A 21,397-nucleotide genomic window follows, 5' to 3' on the forward strand; every position below is an offset into this window, starting at 1 on the left:
CTAGCCCCCTTCATACGGCGCGGCTTGCGCTGTATTGCCCTGATCAATGTCGTTCCAGAAAGCCACAAAGTCGCGGCTGGCATAGCCGCGCCCTTCAAGCGCCCGACGCGCCTGCATCGCCTGTGCGATATCGCCAAGTCGCCAGTACAGACGCGCTTCGAGATCGATCGCCGCCAGTCTGCGCGGCTCCGCGATCATGCCCAGCTGGTTGAGGGCGGACCGGTAAAGGGTTTCCGCCTCCCCCTGTCGGCCCAGCGCAGACAAGGCCTCACCGCGGATATAATAGGCATGGGCCAGTGCGCTACGCGCCACTTCCTTGCCGTTGGCGATGGCCTGTTCGCCTGCGCTGATGGCCTGAGTCGTCTCCAGAACAGCCGTCTCGTAAGAACCGGCCCGGAACGCCAGCTCACCCGCCAGGGTCAGCGCCCACGTCCGGGTCAGATACAGGGTGTCGTTCTCACCGTTCTCATTGGTGCGCGCCGCCAGCCTGCGCGCCTCACCGATCAGCAACTGCGCCCGCACCATCTCGTCCCGGCTGAGCGCCACCCGGGCGCGCTGATAGATCAGCTGAACATAGTGACGGCCATAACTGTTGTTTTCCGGCGCTTCAGCAAACAGCGCACTGACCGTGTCCAGAGCCTCGTCGAGCAAGTCTGCGCTGCGCTCATCCTGACCCATATCCGTGGCGATCCCGGCGATCTCGCCCTGGGTATGCGCCACTTTCAGGCGCAGGCGGGACAAGCCGGGCGTTTGCTCCAGCTCCTGACGGTACAACGCCAGTTCGCGTTCGCGTGTTTCAAGCGCCTCATTGAGCGCGCCCGCATCGCGTTGCGCGTCCGCGAGCCAGCCCAACGTATTGCCCAGATCCCCCGGGCCAATGACGCGTTCTTCGATCAGCCCGCTTTCAAAAATGTCCACCGCTTCCTCGAACAGGGCCGTGGCGGATACAGGGTTGCCTGTATCGAGATCGATCACGCCAAGATTGAGGGCCGCATAGCCCAGTTCCGCCCGGTAACTGGGATTGTCAGGCTCCCGCGCATTGAGCGTTTGCGCCATATCGGCATAGATATCCATATAGGTCTCAGCCGTTGCCATATCGCCGCTGCGATACGCCTGATTGCCAACCCAGTATGCCGATTGGGCGTGGTCGTAGACGCGCTGAAGACTGTTCGGCGAACGCGCCAGAAGCGCTTCCGTCATCTCGTAGGCCGCCAGAAACGCCTCGCGCGCCTGTTCGGGCTGTCCGTGGATGTCTCGGGCCTCGCCAATCAGATTGAACAGGCGGGCGCGCCGCCCCAGCTCGTCATCAGACAAACCGGCGACAGACGTGTTGAGATAGGCGCGTGTCAGGTCATCGGCCAGCCGCACCAAGGTCTCCTGGCGAGCTGTTTGCGGCAGATTTTCGGTAATGTCGGTCAGCAGGCGGCTCGTAAAGGCCTGAGCCTCGGCCGCCTCATCCTGGTACGCGCTGATCTGATCGGCCTGCCAGACCGTAACCCCCAGCATCATTGCGGAAGCGACCGCCAACCCGGTTGCAAGCGGGCGATAGGCGATACTGGTCGCCAATGTTCGGGCAATCGAAATACCGGCATCCGCGCTGGCTTCATGAGCGATCTCATCCGCGAGCACTTCAACGCTGGTTTCGTCATTATACAAAGCGCCCAGGACCGGCGGCTGCGGCAACGTCCAGAACGAGCCGTTGCTGCGCCGCTCAGCACGCAAGGCCATGGGCAGAACCGGACGTTCGGTCTCCATCCCGACGACACGGATGTGCCGCATGCCATTGGACCAGGTGAAATCCTCGAGGAAATTATTGAGCGTCTGGCATTTCAGAGCGGCCGGCGAACACATGACGATCAGACGCGCCTTTTTCTCGGCCACGCCAACATCCGTCGACAGAACTGTGCGCACGCCGCGATCGAGCAAGGCCTGACGCAAGCGCGCAGCGCGCGCCTGATCAGCGTTAGCGGCGGCGATAATCACCAGAGGCTGTTTTCTGGAGCTCAACGATTCAGTTCCTGAAATGGGAAAGCGACCTCATCGCTTTGTATAGCCTTTTGATTGATATGGATGCATCAGGATTAATGGAGCGTAGACTATGTGTGGCCGGCTTGCTCCATTAATTCTCACGCAGGACGCGATCCGGACCGGATGGTCCACCTTCACCGGCAAAGCCACAAGCCCATGAATTTGTTTATTTAATTGAATTTGTGGAAAAACATTCAAGACCTTGCAGGGGCTGAGGACATTCGGATGACGCTTCAGCAACTCGCCGTAAAGTCTATAGATTTTGCTGTGGAAAGGTGACGTTGTCGCCGGCCTCCATGCCCGGAGCCGGTCGCCAAACATTGGTACGGGCGGTCGGACTCGAACCGACAAGGGCTTGCGCCCGGGGGATTTTGAATCCCCTGCGTCTACCAATTCCGCCACGCCCGCACGCATGTCGACGCAAGCGGTCTGTATGCCTTGAAAACCGCAGGCGGTCGAGCCCGGTTTTTCAGTTGGCGCGCCACGGCTTGATGACATGGACGAGGCCCGCTGCTGGCTCTAAGACAGACAGGAATTCAGCCTCAAAGGTGAACGTGATGGCGCACGCAGGGCCGCAGGGACCGCATACAGACCAGAATGCGCAAAGCGAGCAGATGGCGCTGACCGAGGCGCTCGCGATCATCGCTGATGACGCGCCTGCGGACGGGCTGACTTTGGGCCAGTTCAGTAACGCTCTGGGCGAGCGTGTGTTTGGCGCCTTGCTGTTCGCGCTCGCCATTCCGGTCTGCATGCCTTTTCTGTATGGCGTGCCGCAGATTGTCGCCCTGCCGATGATGGCCATAGCCGCGCAAATGGCGGCGGGTCGCCCTCACCCCTGGATGCCCCGAAGCTTCAGGGACCGACCGCTGGACAAGGCGAGCCTGGTGCGTATCGCACGCTGGGCGAAGAAGTGGTTCGGCTGGCTGGAAACCCTGGCGCGCCCGCGCCTCGCCCTTCTGTCCGGCCCCACCGCAGAACGGCTGGTCGGCGCCATATTCGTCCTGTTCTGCGCGTCCATACTGATCCCCCTGCCCGCCACCAACACCGCGCCCGGCATCGGGATTGCGATCGCCTCGATCGGGCTGTTGACGCGCGACGGCCTGCTGGTTCTGGCGGGTCTCGTGCTCGGCCTCTTGTGGATCAGCCTGCTGATCATCGGCTTCACGTTTTTTGGAGCGGCGTTTATCGATCTGCTCAAAGACTTCATTCTGGGACTGTTCGGGGCCAGCGGCTGAGCCTGCGTCGACCCGTCGCTCGCCCTGATCGTTTCTGTGAACTAGGTTGGCCATATGCACGCTTTGCAATCACTTCTGGATCGCTGGACCCGTCCCGACACCTGGCCGCTGATCGGGGCGCTGGCCTCCGCCAGCCTGCTGGCCGGCGCATTCGGGTTCGAGCTGATCGGGCGTTACGCGCCTTGCCCGTTGTGCATCGAACAACGCTGGGCGCATGCCTATTTGCTGGTCACCGGCCTGGTGCTGTTTACCGGCCTGCGCGTACTCAAGCCCGCCAGTGCGCTGGTCGACCGGGCCGCCTCGCTGATCATCGCCGGTCTGGCCGGTTTCAGCGCCTGGGTCGCGGGTTATCACGCCGGCGGCGAGTACGGCTTCTGGCGGCTGGACTGCCAGGCCGCCGACACCGATGCGATCAGCGTGGACCAGTTACTGTCTTCCCTGAACACCGCAACCAATGTCGTTCTGTGCGATGAACCGGCCTGGACGCTGTTTGGCGTCTCCATGGCGGGATACAATGTCATCATCAGCGGGCTGGTGATGCTGATCTCGATCCTGGTCGTGTTCCGCAAACCCTATCGGAGCGTGTAATGGCGCAACGCAAGACCATCCGTCGTCCCGGCCGCAAGGCTGACGCCTCGCGTATCGAATCCATGGTGCGCGTCGACCATGCCGGCGAGTACGCCGCCGTCGCCATCTATCAGGGGCAACGCGCCGTCTTCAAAGGCCGGCCGGAGAAAGCGCGCATTGCCAGCCAGCTCGTCCATATGGAAGCGGATGAGCAACATCACCTGCAGGCGTTCGACGATCATATCCGCAGCGGCAAGGCGCGCCCGACCCTGCTGTCCCCGATCGCGAATTTCGCGGGCTTCGTCCTGGGCGCCGGCACGGCGTTGCTGGGCGAAAAGGCCGCCCATGCGTGCACCGAAGCCGTCGAGGCCGTGATCGAAGGCCATTATGACGATCAGGTGCAGGAGCTTCGCTGGGCCGGCAATGATGAACTGGCCGACCAGTTCGCCCAGTTCCGTGACGAGGAAACCGCGCACAAGGATCTGGCCGTCGAGGAAGGCGCCAAGGACGCGGCGGGTTATTCGGTCCTGTCCACACTGATCTCAACCGGCTGCCACACCGGGATCGCCCTGTGCAAACGGATCTAGCGCTCCAGCGCCTTGAGCCGTTCCACCGCCGCCATCTTGTCGATGGCCGCTTTGACGTAGGCATCCAGCGGTGCGCCGTCTGAATAATCCGCATCCGCGGTGAAATGGACCCGGCGATCCGCCTTGAGCTTGGCGGTTTTCTCCGCGCCCTTGCCATCTCCCGCCGGATGCACGGCGATGGACACCCCGCCCTGCTCCTTGACGGTGCGCATGCAGGGCACGTCGGTATCCCCATCACCCACATAGATCATGTTGCGGAACGGTACGGGGCGGTCATCCTCGGGCACATAGGCGTTGACCTCGGCATGGTCGGACAGATCCAGCGCGCCTTTGTTGATGCGGAACAGAAACTGGGTCTTGTTGGTGTAATTGACCGCCGACGCCGCCCAGACCGGCACATCATCGGCATTGTATTTGAACTCGCTGGCGAAGATCGCATCGAACTCCTCGCCCACCGCGCTCGCCGCGATCATCTCCTTGAGCCCCGATGAGATGATGTAGTGCTGAATCCGGACCCCGCGCTCGGCCCCATAGGCGCGCAGGCGTTCGAACCAGCCCTCCGCCACACCGGGAAAGAACGCCACGGACTGGCCATGGCGCTCGATATCCTCGCGGCGGAAGCGGACATCCTCACGCTGAGCAGCTTTCACCATCTCGTGCATGTAGATGAGGATATTGTCCGCGCCCAGACGCGCCGCCTCGCCGTTCACCCGATCCCAGAACGCGCCGATCTCCTCGCCGATCTCGGGAATGAAGGAATGCTCCTGCATGGAGCCGGGACTCAGCGTGCCGTCGAAATCATAGGCGATGGCGATGGTGGGCGTGTGGGTCATGGATCGCGATGAAGCCTGTTTCGGGGCGAAGCGCAAGCCGGCTCAGGATCAGGCCTCCAGCTCCACATCCCAGTACAGATAATCAAGCCAGCTTTCGTGCAGGTATTTGGGCGGGAAACGCCGGCCCTGGGACTGCAGCTGATGCTGGCTGGGCCGGTCCGCATCGCGCAAGAGCGGCATCTTGGCTTCACGCGGCGTGCGCCCGCCCTTCTTGAGGTTACACGGCGCGCAGGCGGCGACGATATTGTCCCAGGTGGTCCGGCCGCCATAGGCGCGCGGCACCACATGATCAAAGGTCAGCTGATCAAGCTTGTCCGTGCCGCAATACTGGCAGCGGAAGCCGTCACGCAGGAAGACGTTGAACCGGGTGAAGGCGGGCGGACGATCCTGGCTGACATAGTCGCGCAGGGCGACGACCGACGGCGCGCGAATCGAGCGCGACGGGCTTCTGATCTCGGTATTGTATTCAGAGACGATGTCCACACGCTCGAGAAAGGCCGCCTTGATGGCTTCCTGCCAGGGCCAGGTGGACAGAGGATAATAGGACAGCGGTTGATAGTCCGCATTCAGGACAAGGCATCTCAGGTCATCAGGCGCAGCCTTAAAGACCCGCATGACCGCCCCCGCACCCAAGCGCCGGGCGGCGCGTTTGAAGGAGGATGGCCCCCTGATATGCAAGCGTCGTCTTGAAGACGCGCCTCCCTCTGAGCCTTCGGGCTGATCCATCCAGCGAATCAACAACCCAGTCCTTGAGACAGACGAACAATACGCCTGTTCTTATGACATGGCTATGACACAGGCTCGACGCTTGTTTGACAGTCGCTAGCCGCGCAACCGGCCTGACAGGGCCGCCTCGATGAAGTGCTGACCCAGCTCCAGCCCATCCGGTCCGATGGAGTGGGGAATGCCGCGGGAGATATGGAATTGCGCGCCATGGCCGGCCTCGGCGAGGCCCTGCGCCGCCATGAAGGTCATGCCCACCGGGAGCACATCATCGCTGTCGCCATGAATGAGCAGGATCGGCGGCTTGGCCGTGATTTCGGACTTCAGCCGCTCCGGCCCCGGCAGCGCGCCGGAATAGCCGATAACGCCCGCGGGCGCGACTTCGCGACGAAGCGCGGTGTGCAGCGCCATCATGGTGCCTTGGGAGAACCCGATCAGGATGAGGTTCTCCGGCGCAACCTCCCAGCGCTTGAGCTCGGAGCTGACAAACTGCTCCGCCGTGGCATGCGCCGAGCGCACGCCCTGCTCCATCGCCGCCGGATCGAGCCGGGAAATCGGGAACCATTGATACCCGCCCGGCGCGCCGGGCACGGGTTCGGGCGCATCGGGCGAGGCCCAAGCCACGTCCGGAAAATGCGGCGCCCAGTGCTGGGCCAGACCTGCGAGATCGGCGCCATTGGAGCCATACCCATGAAACAGGATGACCAGGTGTTTCGCCTGACCCGATTTGGGCGCGATGCGCGGACCGTCGATCAAGATCATGGAGTGCGTCCCTCTTAAGTGTTCGGCGATCATAAAGCGCTGACCGATCTGGAAAACCCCAAGCCTCGCGCCAGCTTCAGCACGGTGTTATCTAGCAGGCATGAGCGCTTTCCTCACCCGTTTCGCCCCCTCGCCCACCGGCTATCTGCATCTGGGGCACGCCTTCTCGGCCATGACCGTATTTGACGCCGCGCGGGACGCAGGTGGGACATGCCTTCTGAGGGTCGAGGATATCGATGTGACGCGCTGCAAGCCCGAATACGAGACGGCCGTATATGAGGATCTGGACTGGCTTGGCTGTGAGTGGCCCGAGCCCGTGCGTCGCCAGAGCGAGCATTTCTCCGAGTATCACTCGGCTCTCGAGAAGCTGCACGCCAAGGGCCTCGTTTATCGCTGTTTCAAGACCCGCAAGGAGATCGCCGAGGACATCGCCCGCGCGCCGCATCATCCGGGCGAAGGCCCTGAAGGCGTGATCTATCCCGGTCCGTCAGAGCCCATGAGCCCGGACGAAGAGGCCGAACGGTTGGACAAGGGCGAGGCGTTCGCCTGGCGCCTGTCCATCTCCGCCTGCCGGGATCATCTCGGTGAGACGTTTGACCGTCTGAGCTTTATCGAGACCGGCGAAGGCCCGGACGGGGAAACCGGCGAGGTGCGCGCCCGCCCGGAAACGCTGGGCGATGTGATCCTGGGCCGCAAGGATGTGGGGACGAGCTATCACCTCGCCTGCACCCATGATGACGCATTGCAGGGCGTCACCCATGTGATCCGGGGCGTGGACCTGTATTTCGCCACCCATCTGCATCGGCTGCTGCAAGAACTGATGGGCTGGCCGGTCCCCGTCTATCGCCATCACAAGCTGATGCTCGATGAAACCGGAAAGCGCTTCGCCAAGCGCGACCAGTCCCTCACCCTGCGCGCCCTGCGGGAAGCAGGCGAAACACCAGACAGTCTGCGCCAGCGGGTGGGGCTCTAGCCGCCTGTCTGGCGTTTGCGCATCACGAACAGGGCCAGCGCGATGACGTTGAACATCGCCGCCATCACGAAGGGCGCACCGGGGAACACCAGCCCCGCCACCCCGTCTTCAAAGGCGAAAAAGAGCTGGGTGTAGATAAGCGGGCTGAGGATCAGCACGATGGCGCCCAGCCCGGACAACCCGCCCTGCAACTCGCCCTGGGCGTCCTGCGGGGTGCGCTCGGTCATCACCTTCTGAAGCGCCGGTCCCTCCATGCCCGTGAACAGCGCCGGCAGGAGCCACAGATAGAGCACCAGGGATGTCGGCGCGGTCGCTAGCCCGATCAGGGCCACCGCTTCCAGCGCAAACGCGATCCAGATCACGCGCCGCTCGCCGATCCGCGGCATCAGGAAGGGCGTGACCACGGCCTGGCAGATCACGAACAGCACGCCATAGGCGGCGAGCGAGACGCCGATCTCGCCTTCGGTCCAATCGAATTTGGCGATGGCCACATAGGACCAGACCGCCGGGTACACAAAGCCCGCGAGCTGGGCGAGGAAATAGACCCAGACCAGCACCCCGAGCCCTTCGGCGCGGCGCAGGCGCATCAGGGTCGCGATGGGGTTCGAGCGCTTCCAGGAAAAGGAGCGGCGGTGTTCTCGCTTGAGCGATTCCGGCACCACGAACCAGCCATACAGCGCATTGACCCCGGCCAGCGCCGCCGCAGCGAAGAACGGCGCGCGCGGGGTCAGCTCGCCTAAAAGCCCGCCCAGCGCTGGTCCAAGCACAAACCCCGCTCCCATCGCCGCGCCCAGAAGTCCAAAGCGGCGCGCGCGCTCTTCAGGGGTGGAAATGTCGGCGATATAGGCGTTGGCCGTGGAATGGGTCGCGGCGAACACGCCCGACAGCATCCGCGCGATGAAGAACACGAACAGGGCGTGCGCGAGCCCCATCAACAGGAAGTCCACCATCAGGGCGGTCAGCGACAGCAGCAGCACCGGCCGCCGACCAAAGCGGTCCGACAAACCGCCGATGATCGGCGAGAAGACGAACTGCATCAGCGCGAAGACGAAGGTCGCAAGCCCGCCCCAGCGCGCCGCCTCCCCCACGCCGCCGCCGGTCAGATCCATCAGAAGACTGGGCAACACCGGAATGATCAGCGCAAAGCCCAGCGCATCAATCGCCACGGTGCCGGTAATGAACACGGTCGCGGCCGCGCGAGGGGCCGGCTTCACAGCGGATGGATCAGGCGAGTTCCGGGTCATGCCTGTCTATGCGCAGACCTGGGAACAACCAGCAAGCCCGGATCTCTTGCGCGCCTTATTGCGTCCGCGTCACATACGGCATGGGCGCTGCGTTATAGAGTTCCGGTCCGCTGAAAAACCCGTCCATGACGCAGCGCGCCAGCACGCCTTCACCGACGGGGATATCCGGCCAGGGGTCACACCGGGTCTGGCGGTCACCGAGATCCCCGCCGCGCTCAAAAGTCAGTGTGATCGCACTGCCTTCACGCTCCCATCGCACGGGCGCGCCATTGGGGGCGCCGTCATCGCCCAGCTGTCCGGCGCCGGACATGGCGCCCCCTTCAGCCGGCTCAAAGACCAGAGGCAGCACATCAAGATCGACACCGACCGTGTAGCTTTTCCCGGCCGGGGTCATTACGTCGTCCTGCCCCAGGGCCGGACCCGCCAGGCACGTTGCGACCGCCACTGCGGCGGCAAGGGTAATGCACTTCATCAGGTCTCTCCCGCTATGTGTGTCCAGAGCCTGACCCCATGAGGTTAAGATATCGACCTGCGTCGGCTCGCCCCTACTGGCTCGCCGTGTAGAAGCCGCTCTCCGAATCAAGCGTCAGGTTCGGTGTGCGCACGCGATCAGGCAGCTCCAGCGGACGCCCCTCCTCGACAAAGGCGCGCATCTCCGCCGCCAGGGTCGGGTCGGCCTGTTCCTCGATCCATTCGTAAACCCGCGACACGTCCGGGCGCTCTGCGCCGTTCTCGCGGGCTTCGCGCGACAGATCGCGCATCAGATCATCCAGGCCGACTGCCCCGTCCGTGCGGGCTTCCAGAGTTTCATTGAGCATGAGGGCGATCAGCTCGCCGCGCGTATAGCTCATCATGGCGCGCTCATCATTGACGGCCCAGAGTTCGGCCATCTCTTCATGGGTGAAGTCACGATGATCCGCCTCGCGATAGGCGTTGATCGCCGCATTCAGGGTCTCAGCGTATTTGGCGTCGTCATAGAGCCCCGAACGCCAGGCCATCTCCCGCGCATAGTAATTGGTGAAGCCTTCAACGAACCAGCGTGCGCCATGAGGGGCGTCGCCGTCTGCCAGAAAGAACAGGACGCCATTCCAGTTATGGAAGTACTCGTGCGCCACCACATCCTGAAGGCTGGGATGGATCCAGGCGCCGTCCGGCCCCAGTGACAGATCCGGGCTGAAATAGAGGGCAAAGGCATTGGTGATCGCGGTCCCGCCGAGCGCAAAGCCGTTCTCCACCACCTCGCCCGCCGCGCCATAGGCGATGAAATACCAGTCGCCGGCTTCCGCAGCGCCTTCAAACAGGGCGCGGGTTTCAACAAGCGCCGGCTCGATCAGCTCCAGAAGCGCGTCAGGCTCCTGCGGCGTTCCCGGCATGGGCAGGGCGCCCAGCTGCGCCCCGTCTTCCAGCGTATGGACCACACCTCCAGGACCCGCCGCAAACAGGCTTTCAGGCAAGCGCGTCTGGGTCAGCGTGACCGACAACGGACCCGCGCCGGGCCCGAACGGGGAAAAGGCCCGCCACCCCTGCGCCTCAATACCCGTCCATTGCGTGGAGAGCGTCAGGCTGCCCCCCTCCTCATGCACGATATGGGTGGGCAGGAAGACCGAAATGCCGGTGTAGAAGGCGACGCCCTCAGCGCTGATAACGGGCTGGTACTGATCCACGTCAGACAGGGCGCCCGCGCCCTGATGCAGCTGATAGTGCAGCGTGATGCGATCAGACGGAGCGTGAGATACCGTGACGGTCAAAGCCTGCGGATCAAAGCGCGCTTCACACGTTTGAGAGCACACGACGTCGAAATCGGAGAACCAGTCCGCTTCAGGAAAGGTGAATCCAAAATCGCGATCGAGATCGAGCACGCTCTCTCCCGACGCCGTCCCTGCAAAGCTGACCGCAACGCCTAAAGATCCATCATTGGAGACATCAAACTCGAGCGCGAGATCCGCTTGGTCTGGCGACGGCGCAGCAACCGGGCTGCACGCCGTCATCATCCCCGCGGCGATCACCGCCGCAACCCTACCCCATACCATCATGTCGCCCCCCATCGGTTCGCCTTACTCGGCGGCCTCGACATCCAGAACATCTTCGAGGAATTCGGCCTGTCGACGATAATAGAAGAGCTGGTTGGAGAGCTTGCGCCAGCCATGCCCTTCATCGGGAATGCGGATGAAATCCGCCCGGACGCCGTTCTCGCGCAGGGTGCGCACCATCACCTCGGTTTCATAGATGTCGATGCGCGGATCCATGACGCCGTGGGAATACAGAACCGGCACATTGATCTGGTCCGCCTGACGGATCGGCGAATTCTCGGTGTAGTAATCGCGCCAGCGCTGTTCGGTGATGTCGCCGTATTCGATACGGTCAGACGCCTTGAGCGCCGGGGATGCAATCTCGAGCGCCGTCACCCAGTCCGCCACGCCATAAAGCGCCGCGCCCGCCGTGAAGTGCCCGGGGAAGTTCGCCAGCACCGCATTCACAGCATAACCGCCATAGGATCCGCCCACGACGGCGGCGCGGTCCGCGTCCACCCGACCGTCTTCTTCCAGCCAGTTGAGCATGTCCACGAGGTCGGCGATGGATTCAAGCCGATTCTCGCGATCATCGAGCGTCACATAGGTATGTCCGAACCCGGTCGAGCCGCGCACATTCGGTTCGAACACCGCCATGCCGCGATCCACATGGTACTGCACCACCGCATCAAAGGTCGGGCGGGACTGGGACGTCGGCCCGCCATGGACGAAGAACACCACCGGCGGCAGCCGGTCATCCGTGCGCGAGCTGTCGTCAGGCAGATACAGAAGACCTTGCAGCTCGACCCCGTCGCGCGCGGTGATCCGGACATCTTCGGGCCGCACCAGACGGTCCGCATCGAGCCCCGCCATGGAGGCGGAGAAGGTGTCGAACACCTCACCGGTCTGCATGTCCCAGAGCTGGAAACCGCCCGGCGTGCGCCAGCCGTTGACATTGATCAGCACCCGGCTGGACTGATCCGTGCAGCTGATGCCGTACACGCCTTCGACCAGGTCAGGCGTTTCGATCGCCTCGCCGGTGCTCAAATCGCGGGCGTGGAGCCGGGAATAGCCCCCTTCATTGACGCTCCAGACCAGATAGCGGTCATTGGCGCCGCACAGATCCACGCCCTCGATGTCATGTCCGACGCTTTCGATTACATCAAAGCTGTTGGTGAAGACGTCATAGCGCATCAGGGCGCTGTATTCGCGCTCCCGGTTGGAGACCAGGTAAAAGCCCGAGGAGTCATCGAGCCAGCTGACCGAGCCATGCGCGGCGCGGCGCTCTGGCGCTGAAATCTGGGTGAAGGCGCCTGTCGCCAGGTTGAGAAGCCCCAGATCGTCGGAATCCTCGCCGCGGGACTGGCTGACGGTGACGAAGCGGCCATCGGGCGAGATCGCACCGGGATAGTTTGCGTAAGACCCCTCATAGACCATTGACCGCTCGCCGGTTTCCAGATCGGCGGTGTAGATGTCGAAGTCGAGATTGTTGCGCGCTGTGGAGGCGAAGACGATGGTCTGACCATCCGCGCCGAAATCGCCGAACACCCGGAAGGCGCCCTCTTCCGCCGGAAAAACCTGCTCTTCGCTCAGGCCATCTGCGGAGATCCGATAATAGGCTTCCTGCTCATTGCCGTCATTGTCGGCGCCATAGATCAGGCTGTCGCCATCGGGCGTCCAGCGAAAGAAGGTGATGCCATTGCCATAGGTCAGACGGGTGGGCTGTCCGCCCTCTGCGTCCATGATCCAGAGCTGGGGTTCGCCGGTAATCGACCAGCGGAACGCGGCTTTGGACCCATCGGGGGAAAGCTGTGCGCCGCCCGCCGCGCCATTGGCCGCCAGCAGGTAGCGTGCGATGTCCGCCGGATCTTCCCCGGCCAGGCCAATGCTGACCGCTTCATCAGTGGGCGAAACCGCTTCCAGGCTCTCATCATAGCCCGACTGGCCGCCTGCCGTCTGGGCGAACGCCGAAGCGCCCATGAGCGTGGAGCCTGCAAGCAGGACTGATAGCAAATGTGTCATGGAAATCCCCGATCTTCGCGTCTGACCAGAAGTGTATGGCCAAATGCGAGGATCGGGAAGTTGTCCCCATATAACGCGCGCTAGAAGCCGTAGAGCAGCGACACGTCCAGCCGCGTATCGGTGGGTTCAAAGCCCGGCTCGGTCTCGAACTCATGCTCGATATGCAGACCGGTCTGAACCGCCCAGTGTCCGAACAGCCGGTTGGTCAGCGTGAAGCGCTGATCCACCCGTGAGCCGCCTCCGCCATAGACTGTGGTCTTGGACTCAAACCGGCTGGTCTCGCTGATCTGGAAGGTGAAATCAGACGCCGCCTCGGCCACCCAGTCATTCAGGGTTACACCGCTGCCGGCCCGTTCGCGCCAGCGGTGACCGGCGCCGGCGCGCAGTTCCAGATTGACCCGCTCGCCGTCAATGGCATGCCAGACCCCGCCCGCCGTCGCGAAGGCGGATTGTTCATAGGCGCCGACCAGATCGCGTTCATAGGAACCACCGGCGTAATAGCCGAAGCCCGAATCCAGCGCCCGCGACACCCGGCTTTCGACCAGCCAGTTGTCCCGGCTCGTCCGGTCGCCGTTTTCGGTGAGGAAGTACTCAAACTGGTTATCCACGCGCCAGCCATGGGGCAGCTCCCGATCCAGTTCGAACGCGAACGAGAAGTCCACAAGGTCGGTATTGCCATCCTCGACCTGGACGCCGGCGCGGATCTGCCCGGACCATGCCTCGCCCTGCAAGGCGCGGATCGGAGCGGCGAGCCATCCGCCCGACCCTTCGGGCGCACCCGACAACGCCACCGGAGCGCCTCCGATGGAGCGCGGTTGAGTTTCGGGTTCCGGCTCGGGCTCAGGCTGCGGTTCGGGGTCCGGCAAAGGCCAGTCGCTCAGCGCGCTTGCGCGATCGGGCAGATGAGCCAGCACATCCGCATGAACCGCCGCGCGCCCGCCCTCGACCAGCACGGCGACCATATCGGCGGTTTCCACAAAGCGCGCTTCATCAATGCCGCGCCGATCCGCTTCCGCGAGCAGATTGCGGTATTCAGGCGGAATGTCGGCAAGGGCAGGCGCGGTGAAAGCGGCCAGAGCAAGGGCCAGGGCGCTGGTGCGAAAGGTCATAAGTCATCCTGATCACGGCGGGTGATTAACCGTGTTTGTGACCTAGACGCCTTTAGATTTCGTTCAACCGTCTATTGGATCCGCCCGAACCAGCCATCGGGCTCGTCTCCGGTCCACCAGCAGGGCAATTGGTCGTAATAGTCACCGACCTCAAGCGCAGGCCAGCGCTCACATCGCGCACTGTCGGTTCCCGGAGCCAGAAGCGGCAGGTCTTCGCCCGTAAGGGTCACAGCGCCATCGGGGTCCATCATCCACTGCCCTTCATTGCCCTGGGCGAAGGGCGGGTGCAGACCGTTGAAGCCCACATGAAACGAGCCATCCGCGTCAAAACTGACCCGGTAGCCTTCATCACCGCCCGGAGAGCCCATCTGATAGACCTGACCCGCTGGCGAAGGGGCGTCCTCGGCTATGGCGACAGGCGCCGCAAGCACCATAAGGGCGGGCGCAAGGCTCAACAGGGCCAGCTTCATGATCAGTGTTCCTCGTGTCCGGCAGCATCACCCGCCATGGCGGCGCGCGTCTCTTCGATCTGGGCTTCAAACCGGGCGAGCAGATCGAACTCGATCTCGGCGACGCGTAAGATGACCGCATCGGTCAGATCATCTGACGGCGTCACGCCGAGCGCGTCCAGGTCGGCCCGGTCAGCAACAGCCAGGCCCTGCGCTTGCGCCTCCTGACCCGCCCCGTAGCGGGCAATGGAGCGGGCCATGCCTGTGGCATAGGCGTGCTGGCTTGCTGCGTGTTCGGCGCTGATCTCACCGTTTTCACGCTGGCTGGCCAGCGTCTGCATGGCGGTCTGATAGGGCGGCCAGTTGGCAGCGACCGCGCTCAGATCGGCGCTGGCGACGGGCGCGCCATTCCAATCGAGCCCGCCATACCGGCTGAGATAGGCGGCGATATCCGAGGGCGCCGCGTTATAGGCGGTGCGCCAGTCATGGGCGGTGGCCCCGTTCAGGGCCGCCCCGTCTTCCTGCGCGATCACGACCGTCGGCGTGCCGAAACTAGCCGCGAGGCCAAAGCGTTGCAGCTGGTCCTGATTGCGGTGGCGCTGGCCCACATCGACACGAGCGAGGACGTAATGATCCGCGATCAGCGTCGAAAGCCGGTCATTCTCGTCCAGCGTTTCGGCCAGGCCCACGCTGTCATGGCACCAGTCTGCGCCAAAGACGATAAGCGCCAGCTTGCCCTCGTCCTGCGCTTGCGCCAGCGCGGCGTCTATGACGGCAGCGGCGTCCGCGTCCTGAGGGTAAAATGTTGTGTCGTGGGCGTCTTGCGCCCGCGCCATGGCGCCCAGCAAAACCAGCAGAATCGCTGCAAGATAAAAGGCCGCTTTCAAGCTCAACCCGTATTCCGCCCCGTATGGTCGGTCATGGCCCTGACGGGCGTGAATGGCGCTCATCTTATTGTGTCCGTCTGACGCTATAGCTGTTTGCATCGACCCAGCAGACATCAGAGCGCACCTCGCCGACCATCATTTCAGGCCAGGCGTTGCAATAGATGTCTTCGAAATAGACCGGCCTGACAGCTGATTCCACATCGAACTGAACCGAGTACTCCGTCAGAGTTAGAAGCGCCGACCCCGAAATATTATTCATGGAATCACGGGCCCCGCTGCACTCCATACTGCCCATCAGGATATCATCCGGCCCCGTCTCGTCCTCGAACCGGAGCACGCAATCAAGCCAGTTATCGATCTCGATAGTATAGCCGTGTCCGAGCGGATATTGAGGCGCGGCGTCTTCGGACGCATCAAGGCCCGCCAGGGCCAAACCGCTCACCAGGACAATGATGTTTGCAATCATGACTGTCTCCGCAATCTATTCAAAAAAGTCTGTCTTATGAGCTGCCCAATGGGCCTGACGCCCTAGCCAGCGATTAATAAGGGCGTCAAAGGCCGGATCGGATTTCATGATGCCCTGACCCTTCGATACAGCAGACACAGGCGCTTGAAAGCCAGCCAGTCGTCGCACCCCTCGAAACGAGCGGGCCACACCCTGGTTTATTCAAGCCGTGAAATGGCCTGGACCGAGTCATCGCTGATCCAGCAAACCTCGGTCGCGCTGTCGCCGACCGCGATCGGAGTCCAGCTCTCGCATTCACTTGCAAAGAACTGCGAGGCCCCGCCATCTCCCTGGTACGCGCCATCCGCCACAAGGGAGTTGAAAATGACCCACTGGCCCAGAACCGACCAGCGCGCCACACGGCCCGTGAGTCCCACAGTGGATGTGCAGGTGGCGTAGATCGAGCCTGCCCCCTCCCCTTCACCCATGAAGTGGAACCGGCACAGCTCCCCGCCATACAGGGTCACCGCATAGCTCAGGCCATCAAGATCCGGCGCGGGGGCCTCCTGCGCCAGCGCAACAGCGGACACAGACAGGCCGACAGCGGCGATCATCGTCACATAGCGTTTCATGGCCCTACTCCACCCGCGTGGCGGAATCGAGCTCAAGGCCCGCGCCCGCGCCATGGCCCAGCCAGCACAGCGCGCCCGCATCCAGGGACTCGCCCACGGCATAGCCCGGCCAGTCGCCGCAAATATACGTCAGCTCGCCCTGATCGCCGGTATAGGTGAAGGTTATCTCGTCTTCGCCTGTGCGCACCCAGTTGCCCCAGCCCACGCCCGAGGGCGGCCAACTGATCCCGAAAATCTCGCTGGCGAGCGCCGCATCAAGCTCCATCGAGCCATCGGCATGGATAGTCAGATAGCCGTCCATTCCCGCCGAAATGCGAAACCGGCCTTCAGGGTCAGCGGCGTGTGCGCTTGCGGTTGCGCCGAGGGAGAGAACGCTCGCGGCCAGACCGGCCGTCGCGGTTTTCAGGAATACTGTCATGGCTGTCCCCCTTTGCCCGTTTCGCAGAGCCTGCGCGATGAGGGATGAAGGGGGCGTGAATGGGGCCGCGCCTTGTGCCTGCAGCCTGGCCTTGGCATCCTGCTGTCGCCTTCCTGTCGTGGGCGACAGGGCGCTGAAACGCTAGGTCATCCAGGCCTTTGGGCGAGAACAGACAGGACTCCCGACGATGAATCACACTCACGGCCTGCGCGCGCTGCGCCTGGACAAGGGCTGGTCACAGGAACAGCTCGCTGCGATCAGCGGGTTGAGTGAACGCACCATCCAGCGCGCCGAACGCGGGGATACGCCCAGCCTCGACACCGTCGGGGCGCTGGCCGCCAGTTTTGACCTGTCCTCCGCCCAGATGCGCGACATCATCCAAGCGCCCCAGGAGGCCCCTGACATGACCGAAACCGCTTCATCCGCCTCATCCGCCACACCTGTGCTGACCGCCCCGCGCAAACGGGTCCTGCTCTGGTCCGCGATCTATGTGGGCGTGCTGACCTGGCTGGGCCTGATGGTCGCCTTGCTGGGCTGGGACCCCGAAATGATCGGCTTTGTCGCCCTGGTCGGCGGCGGCCTTCTGGGCCCTTACGCCGCCATGCAACTCATCCAGACCGGCGACAGCGACACCTAGCGCGGGCGGGACAGCCTGACGTCAAGGATGTGCGCTCGCGTCGAGGCTTTGGCGCGGGCAATGCGAAGGACGCACAAAAAAGGCCGGGCGATCGCCCGGCCTTTCCCGTTCCAGCAAGCACCAACCGACCTAATCAATCGGTTCGCGTGTCTCGCCTTTGTCGTTGAGGTAGATCTCGCTCCCCTTCGCCTTGAACTCCTTGGCTTTCTCCGCCATCGCCTCTTCAACCTCGTCCATGCCGAGGGTCGTGTTGGGAGAGCGGGCCGTGCCGAATTCGTCGCGGATTTCCTGGGTGATCTTCATCGAGCAGAATTTCGGCCCGCACATGGAGCAGAAATGGGCGACCTTGTGGGCTTCCTTGGGCAGGGTCTGATCGTGGAAATCGCGGGCGGTGTCGGGATCAAGCGACAGGTTGAACTGGTCTTCCCAGCGGAACTCGAACCGGGCGCGGCTTAGCGCGTCATCACGCAGCTTGGCCGCCGGATGCCCCTTGGCGAGATCCGCGGCGTGGGCCGCGATCTTGTAGGTGATGACGCCGGTCTTCACGTCGTCGCGGTCGGGCAGACCCAGATGCTCTTTCGGCGTCACATAGCAAAGCATGGCGCAGCCGAACCAGCCGATCATCGCCGCGCCAATGCCCGAGGTGATGTGGTCATAGCCCGGCGCAATATCGGTGGTAAGCGGGCCGAGCGTGTAGAAAGGCGCCTCGCCACAGGTTTCGAGCTGCTTGTCCATATTGGCCTTGATCTTGTGCATGGGCACATGGCCCGGCCCTTCGATCATCACCTGACAGCCCTTCTTCCAGGCCACTTGCGTCAGCTCGCCCAGGGTTTCGAGCTCGGCGAACTGGGCGCGGTCATTGGCGTCGGCGATGGAGCCGGGGCGCAGGCCGTCGCCCAGCGAGAAGGAGACATCATAGGCGCGCATGATGTCGCAAATCTCCTCAAAGCGCTCGTAGAGGAAGCTCTCCTTGTGGTGCGCGAGGCACCATTTCGCCATGATCGAGCCGCCGCGCGACACGATGCCCGTCACCCGGTCCGCGGTCAGCGGCACATAGGCGAGGCGCACCCCGGCATGGATGGTGAAATAGTCCACCCCCTGCTCGGCCTGTTCGATCAGCGTGTCGGCGAAGATGTCAAAGGTCAGGTCCTCGGCGACGCCGCCGACCTTCTCCAGCGCCTGATAGATCGGCACGGTGCCGATGGGCACGGGCGAGTTGCGCAGGATCCATTCACGGGTGTTGTGGATGTTCTTGCCGGTGGACAGGTCCATCACCGTGTCCCCGCCCCAGCGGATGGCCCAGACCATCTTGTCCACCTCTTCCTCCACGGAAGACGCGACGGCGGAATTGCCGATATTGGCGTTGATCTTCACCAGGAAGTTTCGCCCGATCACCATGGGCTCCAGCTCGCCATGGTTGATATTGGCGGGGATGATGGCGCGGCCGCGGGCGATCTCGTCGCGCACAAATTCGGGCGTCACAAATTCGGGCACCGCCGCGCCAAAGCTCTCCCCGTCCGCATGGCGGATATGGGCGTCGTGCAGCGCCTGGGCGCGGCCAAGGTTTTCGCGCTCGGCGGCATAGATCATCTCGTCGGTGATGATGCCCGCTTTCGCAAATTCATACTGGGTGACAGGGGCGGAGCCGACAGCGCGCAGCGGGCGGTGACGCACCGGAAACTCGCGCGCCAGATACTTGCCCGTCGCGCCGCCATTATCGAGCGGGCTCGGCTCACGGCCTTCATACTCTTCCACGCCGCCACGGGCTTTCACCCAATCAATGCGCGTGCGCGGCAGGCCCTTCTCCACGTCGATGGACTGGTCCGGATCGGTATAGGGCCCCGAACAGTCATAGACGCGCACCGGCGGCTCCATCGCAGTGGGATGAAGCTCGATCTCGCGATGGGGCACCTTCAGATGCGGCGCCGCCTTGGGCGAGGAGTAAACGCGGGACGAGCCAGCCAGCGGGCCGGTGGTCACGGTCGGGGTCGGAAATTCGGCCTGGTTGGTGGGTTTGTTCATGGCGCGAGCTTTCAGTGAGAGGTGAGCGAGGTCGGGCTGCTAGAGGTCCAGCAAGCCAAGTTCGGTGCGGCGTTTCTTCGTCAGCCCAAGAGCTGCAAGGGCGTAAGAGGCGCGCAAATGGTCGGTGAGTTCCGCGTCGGAGACGGAGGCGTCGGTCAGACGCTGAATCCAGGTCATGCCGCGGCTGGCGAGATAGGGGGCGGGGCGACAGCCGTCGGCGTCGCGCAGCACTTCATAGACAATGTCGGAGCATTTGAAGGTGACGGCGAGCGGGCCGTCAGACTCCGGCCACATGCCGATGGCGAAGACCTTCCCGCCTTTTGGGCCCTTCTCGAGCCCGCCCACTTTCCAGACATGAGCGCCGCCCCACTGGACCACATGGGCCGCGTGAGGAAGAGAGGCACAGAAATCATTATACTCGTCGAGCGTCATCGCGCTGCTCCATCCCGCCGCCGGCATGACCCGGATCCGGTCCTGAGGGTGACGTCTCAGCCCCGCACGACCACCGCGCGGGACACCCCTTGGAACTGTCGCCACACTGAAGACGACCGGCGCGCTTGGCAAGGGTTTGCGTTCAGACGGGCTGGGCGAAGCGGCTCAAAGGCGCTAGAGTGTGATCATAAGAAAAGACCCGCCCGGGGGACCGGAGCGGGTCTGAAGTCAAGGCACGCGGAGCCGGCGAGAGTGATCTCGTCGGCTCTGTCGCTTAGGTCGGCGACATGCTGGCCGAAATCATCCGGGCGATCGCGATGGAGTCCGAGATCGTGTCCACGGAATAGATCTGCATCACGCCCTGGGTGGACGCGGCCTGGGCGTTGGTGAAGCCATGCATCTGGGCGTTCACCGCATTTTCGAACATCAGGCCGTGGGAGTGCGCCAGAGACTGGTACACATTGCCCATGGCCATGGCCGGAGCCTCGCCGACCACTTTCACGTTCGATTGCGTCACTGCATCGGTGACCTGTTCGCTGACTAGGGGCATCTTATTCCTCTCTTTCAAAGCTGCCGTGGTGAGACGCCTTCTGATTGGGGCGCCGGTGTTTCTGGCGGCGCGGGCGCAGCCAGAATTCTGCGGTCAGGGTCAGTCGATCTGACTGTCCTTGACGTTGAGGGTTGAGGCGCCGGAATCGACGAACAATCCGCCCGACCGGCCCATGGTGAGGATGTAGGTGACGCAGGCCGCGCTGGTGGCCGCCTGGATCTGGTTGTTGCTCAGCTGGTTCTGGACATTGCCCTCGAACAGCTTGGCGAGCGACGCAGCGCCGCCATAGGTGACAATCTGGTCGTCGCCGCCTGAGTAATTCTCGATCGTGATCTTGTTGCTGTCGTCGCTCATCTGGAACCTCCTGCTCCTTGCCAGACCGCCATGCGGGCGGCGATCTGGGCCTCCATTTCCGCCATGCGGTTTTGCGCGGCGGCCTGTTGCATGCGGATCTTGTTGGCGGTGAATTGCTCCATCTGCTTCACCATCTCCGCGTTGAGCTGTTCATCCTGCGGGCCCATGGCGGGCCCCCATTGCGGTTGCGCCTGTTGCGTCTGAACCTGCGGGTCGGGGGCAGGCCCCGCCTCCGGCTGGCCCAGCGGCTGAAACCAACCGGCCGGCGGCGTCTCCTCACCCTCGCCCGCCCCGATGGGCGGCGCGGCGACCGGTTCCCCGGTTTCGGGATCGACCAGGGGCTCGCCCTTTTCCATCTGCATGGCCTGAACCGCGGTCCAGATCTGGGACAGGACGGCATTGAGCGGTCCGACCTGGCGCGCGACTTCCTGGGCGATCTTGTCTTCAAGAGTCATGGCGACCTCCCGTCTCCGCTCCGC

The 21,397-nt window shown here is 63.4% G+C and carries 24 protein-coding genes, 1 tRNA gene and 1 riboswitch; of the genes, 5 read left to right on the forward strand and 20 right to left on the reverse strand.

Features of this window, described 5'->3' with window-relative positions:
- Both RBA95_RS11950 and RBA95_RS11955 read right to left on the reverse strand, forming a co-directional pair.
- Complete coding sequence (locus tag RBA95_RS11950) at nt 1-1,983, reverse strand: lipopolysaccharide assembly protein LapB (protein WP_306017092.1); 1,983 nt, start codon at nt 1,981-1,983, stop codon at nt 1-3.
- A 366-nt stretch (nt 1,984-2,349) separates the two neighbouring features.
- Nucleotides 2,350-2,436, reverse strand: a tRNA-Leu gene (locus RBA95_RS11955).
- A 149-nt stretch (nt 2,437-2,585) separates the two neighbouring features.
- Between RBA95_RS11955 and RBA95_RS11960 the strand changes: the two genes are divergently transcribed.
- The 3 genes from RBA95_RS11960 to RBA95_RS11970 are packed head-to-tail and all read left to right on the forward strand — an operon-like array spanning nt 2,586 to nt 4,417.
- Nucleotides 2,586-3,263 (forward strand): exopolysaccharide biosynthesis protein, encoded by a 678-nt coding sequence (locus RBA95_RS11960; RefSeq protein ID WP_306017093.1) that lies wholly within the window; start codon nt 2,586-2,588, stop codon nt 3,261-3,263.
- 54 nt (nt 3,264-3,317) lie between these two features.
- The gene (locus RBA95_RS11965; RefSeq protein ID WP_306017094.1) at nt 3,318-3,851 is read left to right on the forward strand and encodes a disulfide bond formation protein B; all 534 of its coding nucleotides are present in this window, start codon (nt 3,318-3,320) and stop codon (nt 3,849-3,851) included.
- The gene (locus tag RBA95_RS11970) at nt 3,851-4,417 is read left to right on the forward strand and encodes a demethoxyubiquinone hydroxylase family protein (RefSeq protein ID WP_306017095.1); all 567 of its coding nucleotides are present in this window, start codon (nt 3,851-3,853) and stop codon (nt 4,415-4,417) included. Before RBA95_RS11965 ends, RBA95_RS11970 begins: the two co-directional genes overlap by 1 nt.
- Here the strand turns inward: RBA95_RS11970 and RBA95_RS11975 are convergent.
- The 3 genes from RBA95_RS11975 to RBA95_RS11985 form a co-directional block, all read right to left on the reverse strand.
- Nucleotides 4,414-5,250 carry an HAD family hydrolase gene (locus RBA95_RS11975; RefSeq protein ID WP_306017096.1) on the reverse strand — a complete coding sequence of 279 codons (837 nt, stop codon included), beginning with the start codon at nt 5,248-5,250 and terminating at the stop codon, nt 4,414-4,416. The two genes, RBA95_RS11970 and RBA95_RS11975, sit on opposite strands and share 4 nt — an antisense overlap.
- Before the next feature lie 48 nt (nt 5,251-5,298).
- Nucleotides 5,299-5,865, reverse strand: coding sequence for an HNH endonuclease (locus tag RBA95_RS11980; protein WP_009801822.1), 567 nt, complete (start codon nt 5,863-5,865; stop codon nt 5,299-5,301).
- Between the two features lie 207 nt (nt 5,866-6,072).
- Nucleotides 6,073-6,735: an alpha/beta hydrolase gene (locus RBA95_RS11985; RefSeq protein WP_306017097.1), complete on the reverse strand. Its 663-nt coding sequence runs from the start codon at nt 6,733-6,735 to the stop codon at nt 6,073-6,075.
- A gap of 100 nt (nt 6,736-6,835) precedes the next feature.
- Here RBA95_RS11985 and gluQRS point away from each other — a divergent pair, with 100 nt between their 5' ends.
- Nucleotides 6,836-7,708, forward strand: a complete 873-nt coding sequence (gene gluQRS, locus RBA95_RS11990; protein WP_306017098.1) for a tRNA glutamyl-Q(34) synthetase GluQRS — start codon at nt 6,836-6,838, stop codon at nt 7,706-7,708.
- Here gluQRS and RBA95_RS11995 read toward each other — a convergent pair.
- From RBA95_RS11995 to RBA95_RS12040, 10 genes are all read right to left on the reverse strand, one after another.
- Nucleotides 7,705-8,952: an MFS transporter gene (locus RBA95_RS11995; protein ID WP_306017099.1), complete on the reverse strand. Its 1,248-nt coding sequence runs from the start codon at nt 8,950-8,952 to the stop codon at nt 7,705-7,707. The genes gluQRS and RBA95_RS11995 overlap by 4 nt on opposite strands.
- Nucleotides 8,953-9,007: 55 nt before the next feature.
- A complete protein-coding gene (locus RBA95_RS12000; RefSeq protein ID WP_306017100.1) occupies nt 9,008-9,424 on the reverse strand; it encodes a hypothetical protein in 417 nt (138 codons plus the stop codon).
- A gap of 73 nt (nt 9,425-9,497) precedes the next feature.
- Nucleotides 9,498-10,985 carry a hypothetical protein gene (locus RBA95_RS12005; protein WP_306017101.1) on the reverse strand — a complete coding sequence of 496 codons (1,488 nt, stop codon included), beginning with the start codon at nt 10,983-10,985 and terminating at the stop codon, nt 9,498-9,500.
- 21 nt (nt 10,986-11,006) lie between these two features.
- The gene (locus RBA95_RS12010) at nt 11,007-12,983 is read right to left on the reverse strand and encodes a S9 family peptidase (RefSeq protein WP_306017102.1); all 1,977 of its coding nucleotides are present in this window, start codon (nt 12,981-12,983) and stop codon (nt 11,007-11,009) included.
- A gap of 80 nt (nt 12,984-13,063) precedes the next feature.
- The gene (locus RBA95_RS12015; protein ID WP_306017103.1) at nt 13,064-14,092 is read right to left on the reverse strand and encodes a DUF481 domain-containing protein; all 1,029 of its coding nucleotides are present in this window, start codon (nt 14,090-14,092) and stop codon (nt 13,064-13,066) included.
- A 71-nt stretch (nt 14,093-14,163) separates the two neighbouring features.
- Complete coding sequence (locus RBA95_RS12020) at nt 14,164-14,562, reverse strand: hypothetical protein (protein WP_306017104.1); 399 nt, start codon at nt 14,560-14,562, stop codon at nt 14,164-14,166.
- A gap of 2 nt (nt 14,563-14,564) precedes the next feature.
- Entirely contained in the window at nt 14,565-15,491 is a 927-nt protein-coding gene (locus RBA95_RS12025) for a thioredoxin family protein (protein WP_306017105.1), read from the reverse strand.
- Between the two features lies 1 nt (nt 15,492).
- Nucleotides 15,493-15,894, reverse strand: a complete 402-nt coding sequence (locus RBA95_RS12030; RefSeq protein WP_306017106.1) for a hypothetical protein — start codon at nt 15,892-15,894, stop codon at nt 15,493-15,495.
- 197 nt (nt 15,895-16,091) lie between these two features.
- Complete coding sequence (locus RBA95_RS12035; protein ID WP_306017107.1) at nt 16,092-16,505, reverse strand: hypothetical protein; 414 nt, start codon at nt 16,503-16,505, stop codon at nt 16,092-16,094.
- A gap of 4 nt (nt 16,506-16,509) precedes the next feature.
- Entirely contained in the window at nt 16,510-16,923 is a 414-nt protein-coding gene (locus RBA95_RS12040) for a hypothetical protein (RefSeq protein WP_306017108.1), read from the reverse strand.
- Between the two features lie 187 nt (nt 16,924-17,110).
- Between RBA95_RS12040 and RBA95_RS12045 the strand changes: the two genes are divergently transcribed.
- Entirely contained in the window at nt 17,111-17,560 is a 450-nt protein-coding gene (locus tag RBA95_RS12045; protein ID WP_306017109.1) for a helix-turn-helix transcriptional regulator, read from the forward strand.
- 129 nt (nt 17,561-17,689) lie between these two features.
- On the opposite strand, the gene thiC is transcribed toward RBA95_RS12045, so the two are convergent.
- The 5 genes from thiC to RBA95_RS12070 all read right to left on the reverse strand — a co-directional run bounded on the left by thiC (nt 17,690) and on the right by RBA95_RS12070 (nt 21,373).
- The gene (gene thiC, locus RBA95_RS12050) at nt 17,690-19,582 is read right to left on the reverse strand and encodes a phosphomethylpyrimidine synthase ThiC (protein WP_306017110.1); all 1,893 of its coding nucleotides are present in this window, start codon (nt 19,580-19,582) and stop codon (nt 17,690-17,692) included.
- Nucleotides 19,583-19,621: 39 nt separating this feature from the next.
- Entirely contained in the window at nt 19,622-20,014 is a 393-nt protein-coding gene (locus tag RBA95_RS12055; RefSeq protein WP_306017111.1) for an MmcQ/YjbR family DNA-binding protein, read from the reverse strand.
- Nucleotides 20,010-20,114: riboswitch (TPP riboswitch) on the reverse strand. Its footprint overlaps the gene before it by 5 nt.
- Nucleotides 20,115-20,288: 174 nt before the next feature.
- Nucleotides 20,289-20,564 (reverse strand): RebB family R body protein, encoded by a 276-nt coding sequence (locus RBA95_RS12060; protein WP_306017112.1) that lies wholly within the window; start codon nt 20,562-20,564, stop codon nt 20,289-20,291.
- A 99-nt stretch (nt 20,565-20,663) separates the two neighbouring features.
- Complete coding sequence (locus tag RBA95_RS12065; protein WP_306017113.1) at nt 20,664-20,918, reverse strand: hypothetical protein; 255 nt, start codon at nt 20,916-20,918, stop codon at nt 20,664-20,666.
- Nucleotides 20,915-21,373, reverse strand: a complete 459-nt coding sequence (locus RBA95_RS12070; RefSeq protein ID WP_306017114.1) for a hypothetical protein — start codon at nt 21,371-21,373, stop codon at nt 20,915-20,917. The genes RBA95_RS12065 and RBA95_RS12070 overlap by 4 nt, the downstream gene beginning before the upstream one ends.
- Between the last annotated feature and the right edge of the window lie 24 nt (nt 21,374-21,397).

The organism is Oceanicaulis sp. MMSF_3324 (genome assembly GCF_030733545.1).
GTDB lineage: Bacteria > Pseudomonadota > Alphaproteobacteria > Caulobacterales > Maricaulaceae > Oceanicaulis.

Bases quoted from the DNA above. Each gene is read 5' to 3' on its own strand.
- RBA95_RS11960 (WP_306017093.1), top strand. From the start codon at position 2,586: ATGGCGCACGCAGGGCCGCAGGGACCGCATACAGACCAGAATGCGCAA.
- RBA95_RS11965 (WP_306017094.1), top strand. From the start codon at position 3,318: ATGCACGCTTTGCAATCACTTCTGGATCGCTGGACCCGTCCCGACACC.
- RBA95_RS11970 (WP_306017095.1), top strand. From the start codon at position 3,851: ATGGCGCAACGCAAGACCATCCGTCGTCCCGGCCGCAAGGCTGACGCC.
- RBA95_RS11975 (WP_306017096.1), bottom strand. From the start codon at position 5,250: ATGACCCACACGCCCACCATCGCCATCGCCTATGATTTCGACGGCACG.
- RBA95_RS11980 (WP_009801822.1), bottom strand. From the start codon at position 5,865: ATGCGGGTCTTTAAGGCTGCGCCTGATGACCTGAGATGCCTTGTCCTG.
- RBA95_RS11985 (WP_306017097.1), bottom strand. From the start codon at position 6,735: ATGATCTTGATCGACGGTCCGCGCATCGCGCCCAAATCGGGTCAGGCG.
- gluQRS (WP_306017098.1), top strand. From the start codon at position 6,836: ATGAGCGCTTTCCTCACCCGTTTCGCCCCCTCGCCCACCGGCTATCTG.
- RBA95_RS11995 (WP_306017099.1), bottom strand. From the start codon at position 8,952: ATGACCCGGAACTCGCCTGATCCATCCGCTGTGAAGCCGGCCCCTCGC.
- RBA95_RS12000 (WP_306017100.1), bottom strand. From the start codon at position 9,424: ATGAAGTGCATTACCCTTGCCGCCGCAGTGGCGGTCGCAACGTGCCTG.
- RBA95_RS12005 (WP_306017101.1), bottom strand. From the start codon at position 10,985: ATGATGGTATGGGGTAGGGTTGCGGCGGTGATCGCCGCGGGGATGATG.
- RBA95_RS12010 (WP_306017102.1), bottom strand. From the start codon at position 12,983: ATGACACATTTGCTATCAGTCCTGCTTGCAGGCTCCACGCTCATGGGC.
- RBA95_RS12015 (WP_306017103.1), bottom strand. From the start codon at position 14,092: ATGACCTTTCGCACCAGCGCCCTGGCCCTTGCTCTGGCCGCTTTCACC.
- RBA95_RS12020 (WP_306017104.1), bottom strand. From the start codon at position 14,562: ATGAAGCTGGCCCTGTTGAGCCTTGCGCCCGCCCTTATGGTGCTTGCG.
- RBA95_RS12025 (WP_306017105.1), bottom strand. From the start codon at position 15,491: ATGAGCGCCATTCACGCCCGTCAGGGCCATGACCGACCATACGGGGCG.
- RBA95_RS12030 (WP_306017106.1), bottom strand. From the start codon at position 15,894: ATGATTGCAAACATCATTGTCCTGGTGAGCGGTTTGGCCCTGGCGGGC.
- RBA95_RS12035 (WP_306017107.1), bottom strand. From the start codon at position 16,505: ATGAAACGCTATGTGACGATGATCGCCGCTGTCGGCCTGTCTGTGTCC.
- RBA95_RS12040 (WP_306017108.1), bottom strand. From the start codon at position 16,923: ATGACAGTATTCCTGAAAACCGCGACGGCCGGTCTGGCCGCGAGCGTT.
- RBA95_RS12045 (WP_306017109.1), top strand. From the start codon at position 17,111: ATGAATCACACTCACGGCCTGCGCGCGCTGCGCCTGGACAAGGGCTGG.
- thiC (WP_306017110.1), bottom strand. From the start codon at position 19,582: ATGAACAAACCCACCAACCAGGCCGAATTTCCGACCCCGACCGTGACC.
- RBA95_RS12055 (WP_306017111.1), bottom strand. From the start codon at position 20,014: ATGACGCTCGACGAGTATAATGATTTCTGTGCCTCTCTTCCTCACGCG.
- RBA95_RS12060 (WP_306017112.1), bottom strand. From the start codon at position 20,564: ATGCCCCTAGTCAGCGAACAGGTCACCGATGCAGTGACGCAATCGAAC.
- RBA95_RS12065 (WP_306017113.1), bottom strand. From the start codon at position 20,918: ATGAGCGACGACAGCAACAAGATCACGATCGAGAATTACTCAGGCGGC.
- RBA95_RS12070 (WP_306017114.1), bottom strand. From the start codon at position 21,373: ATGACTCTTGAAGACAAGATCGCCCAGGAAGTCGCGCGCCAGGTCGGA.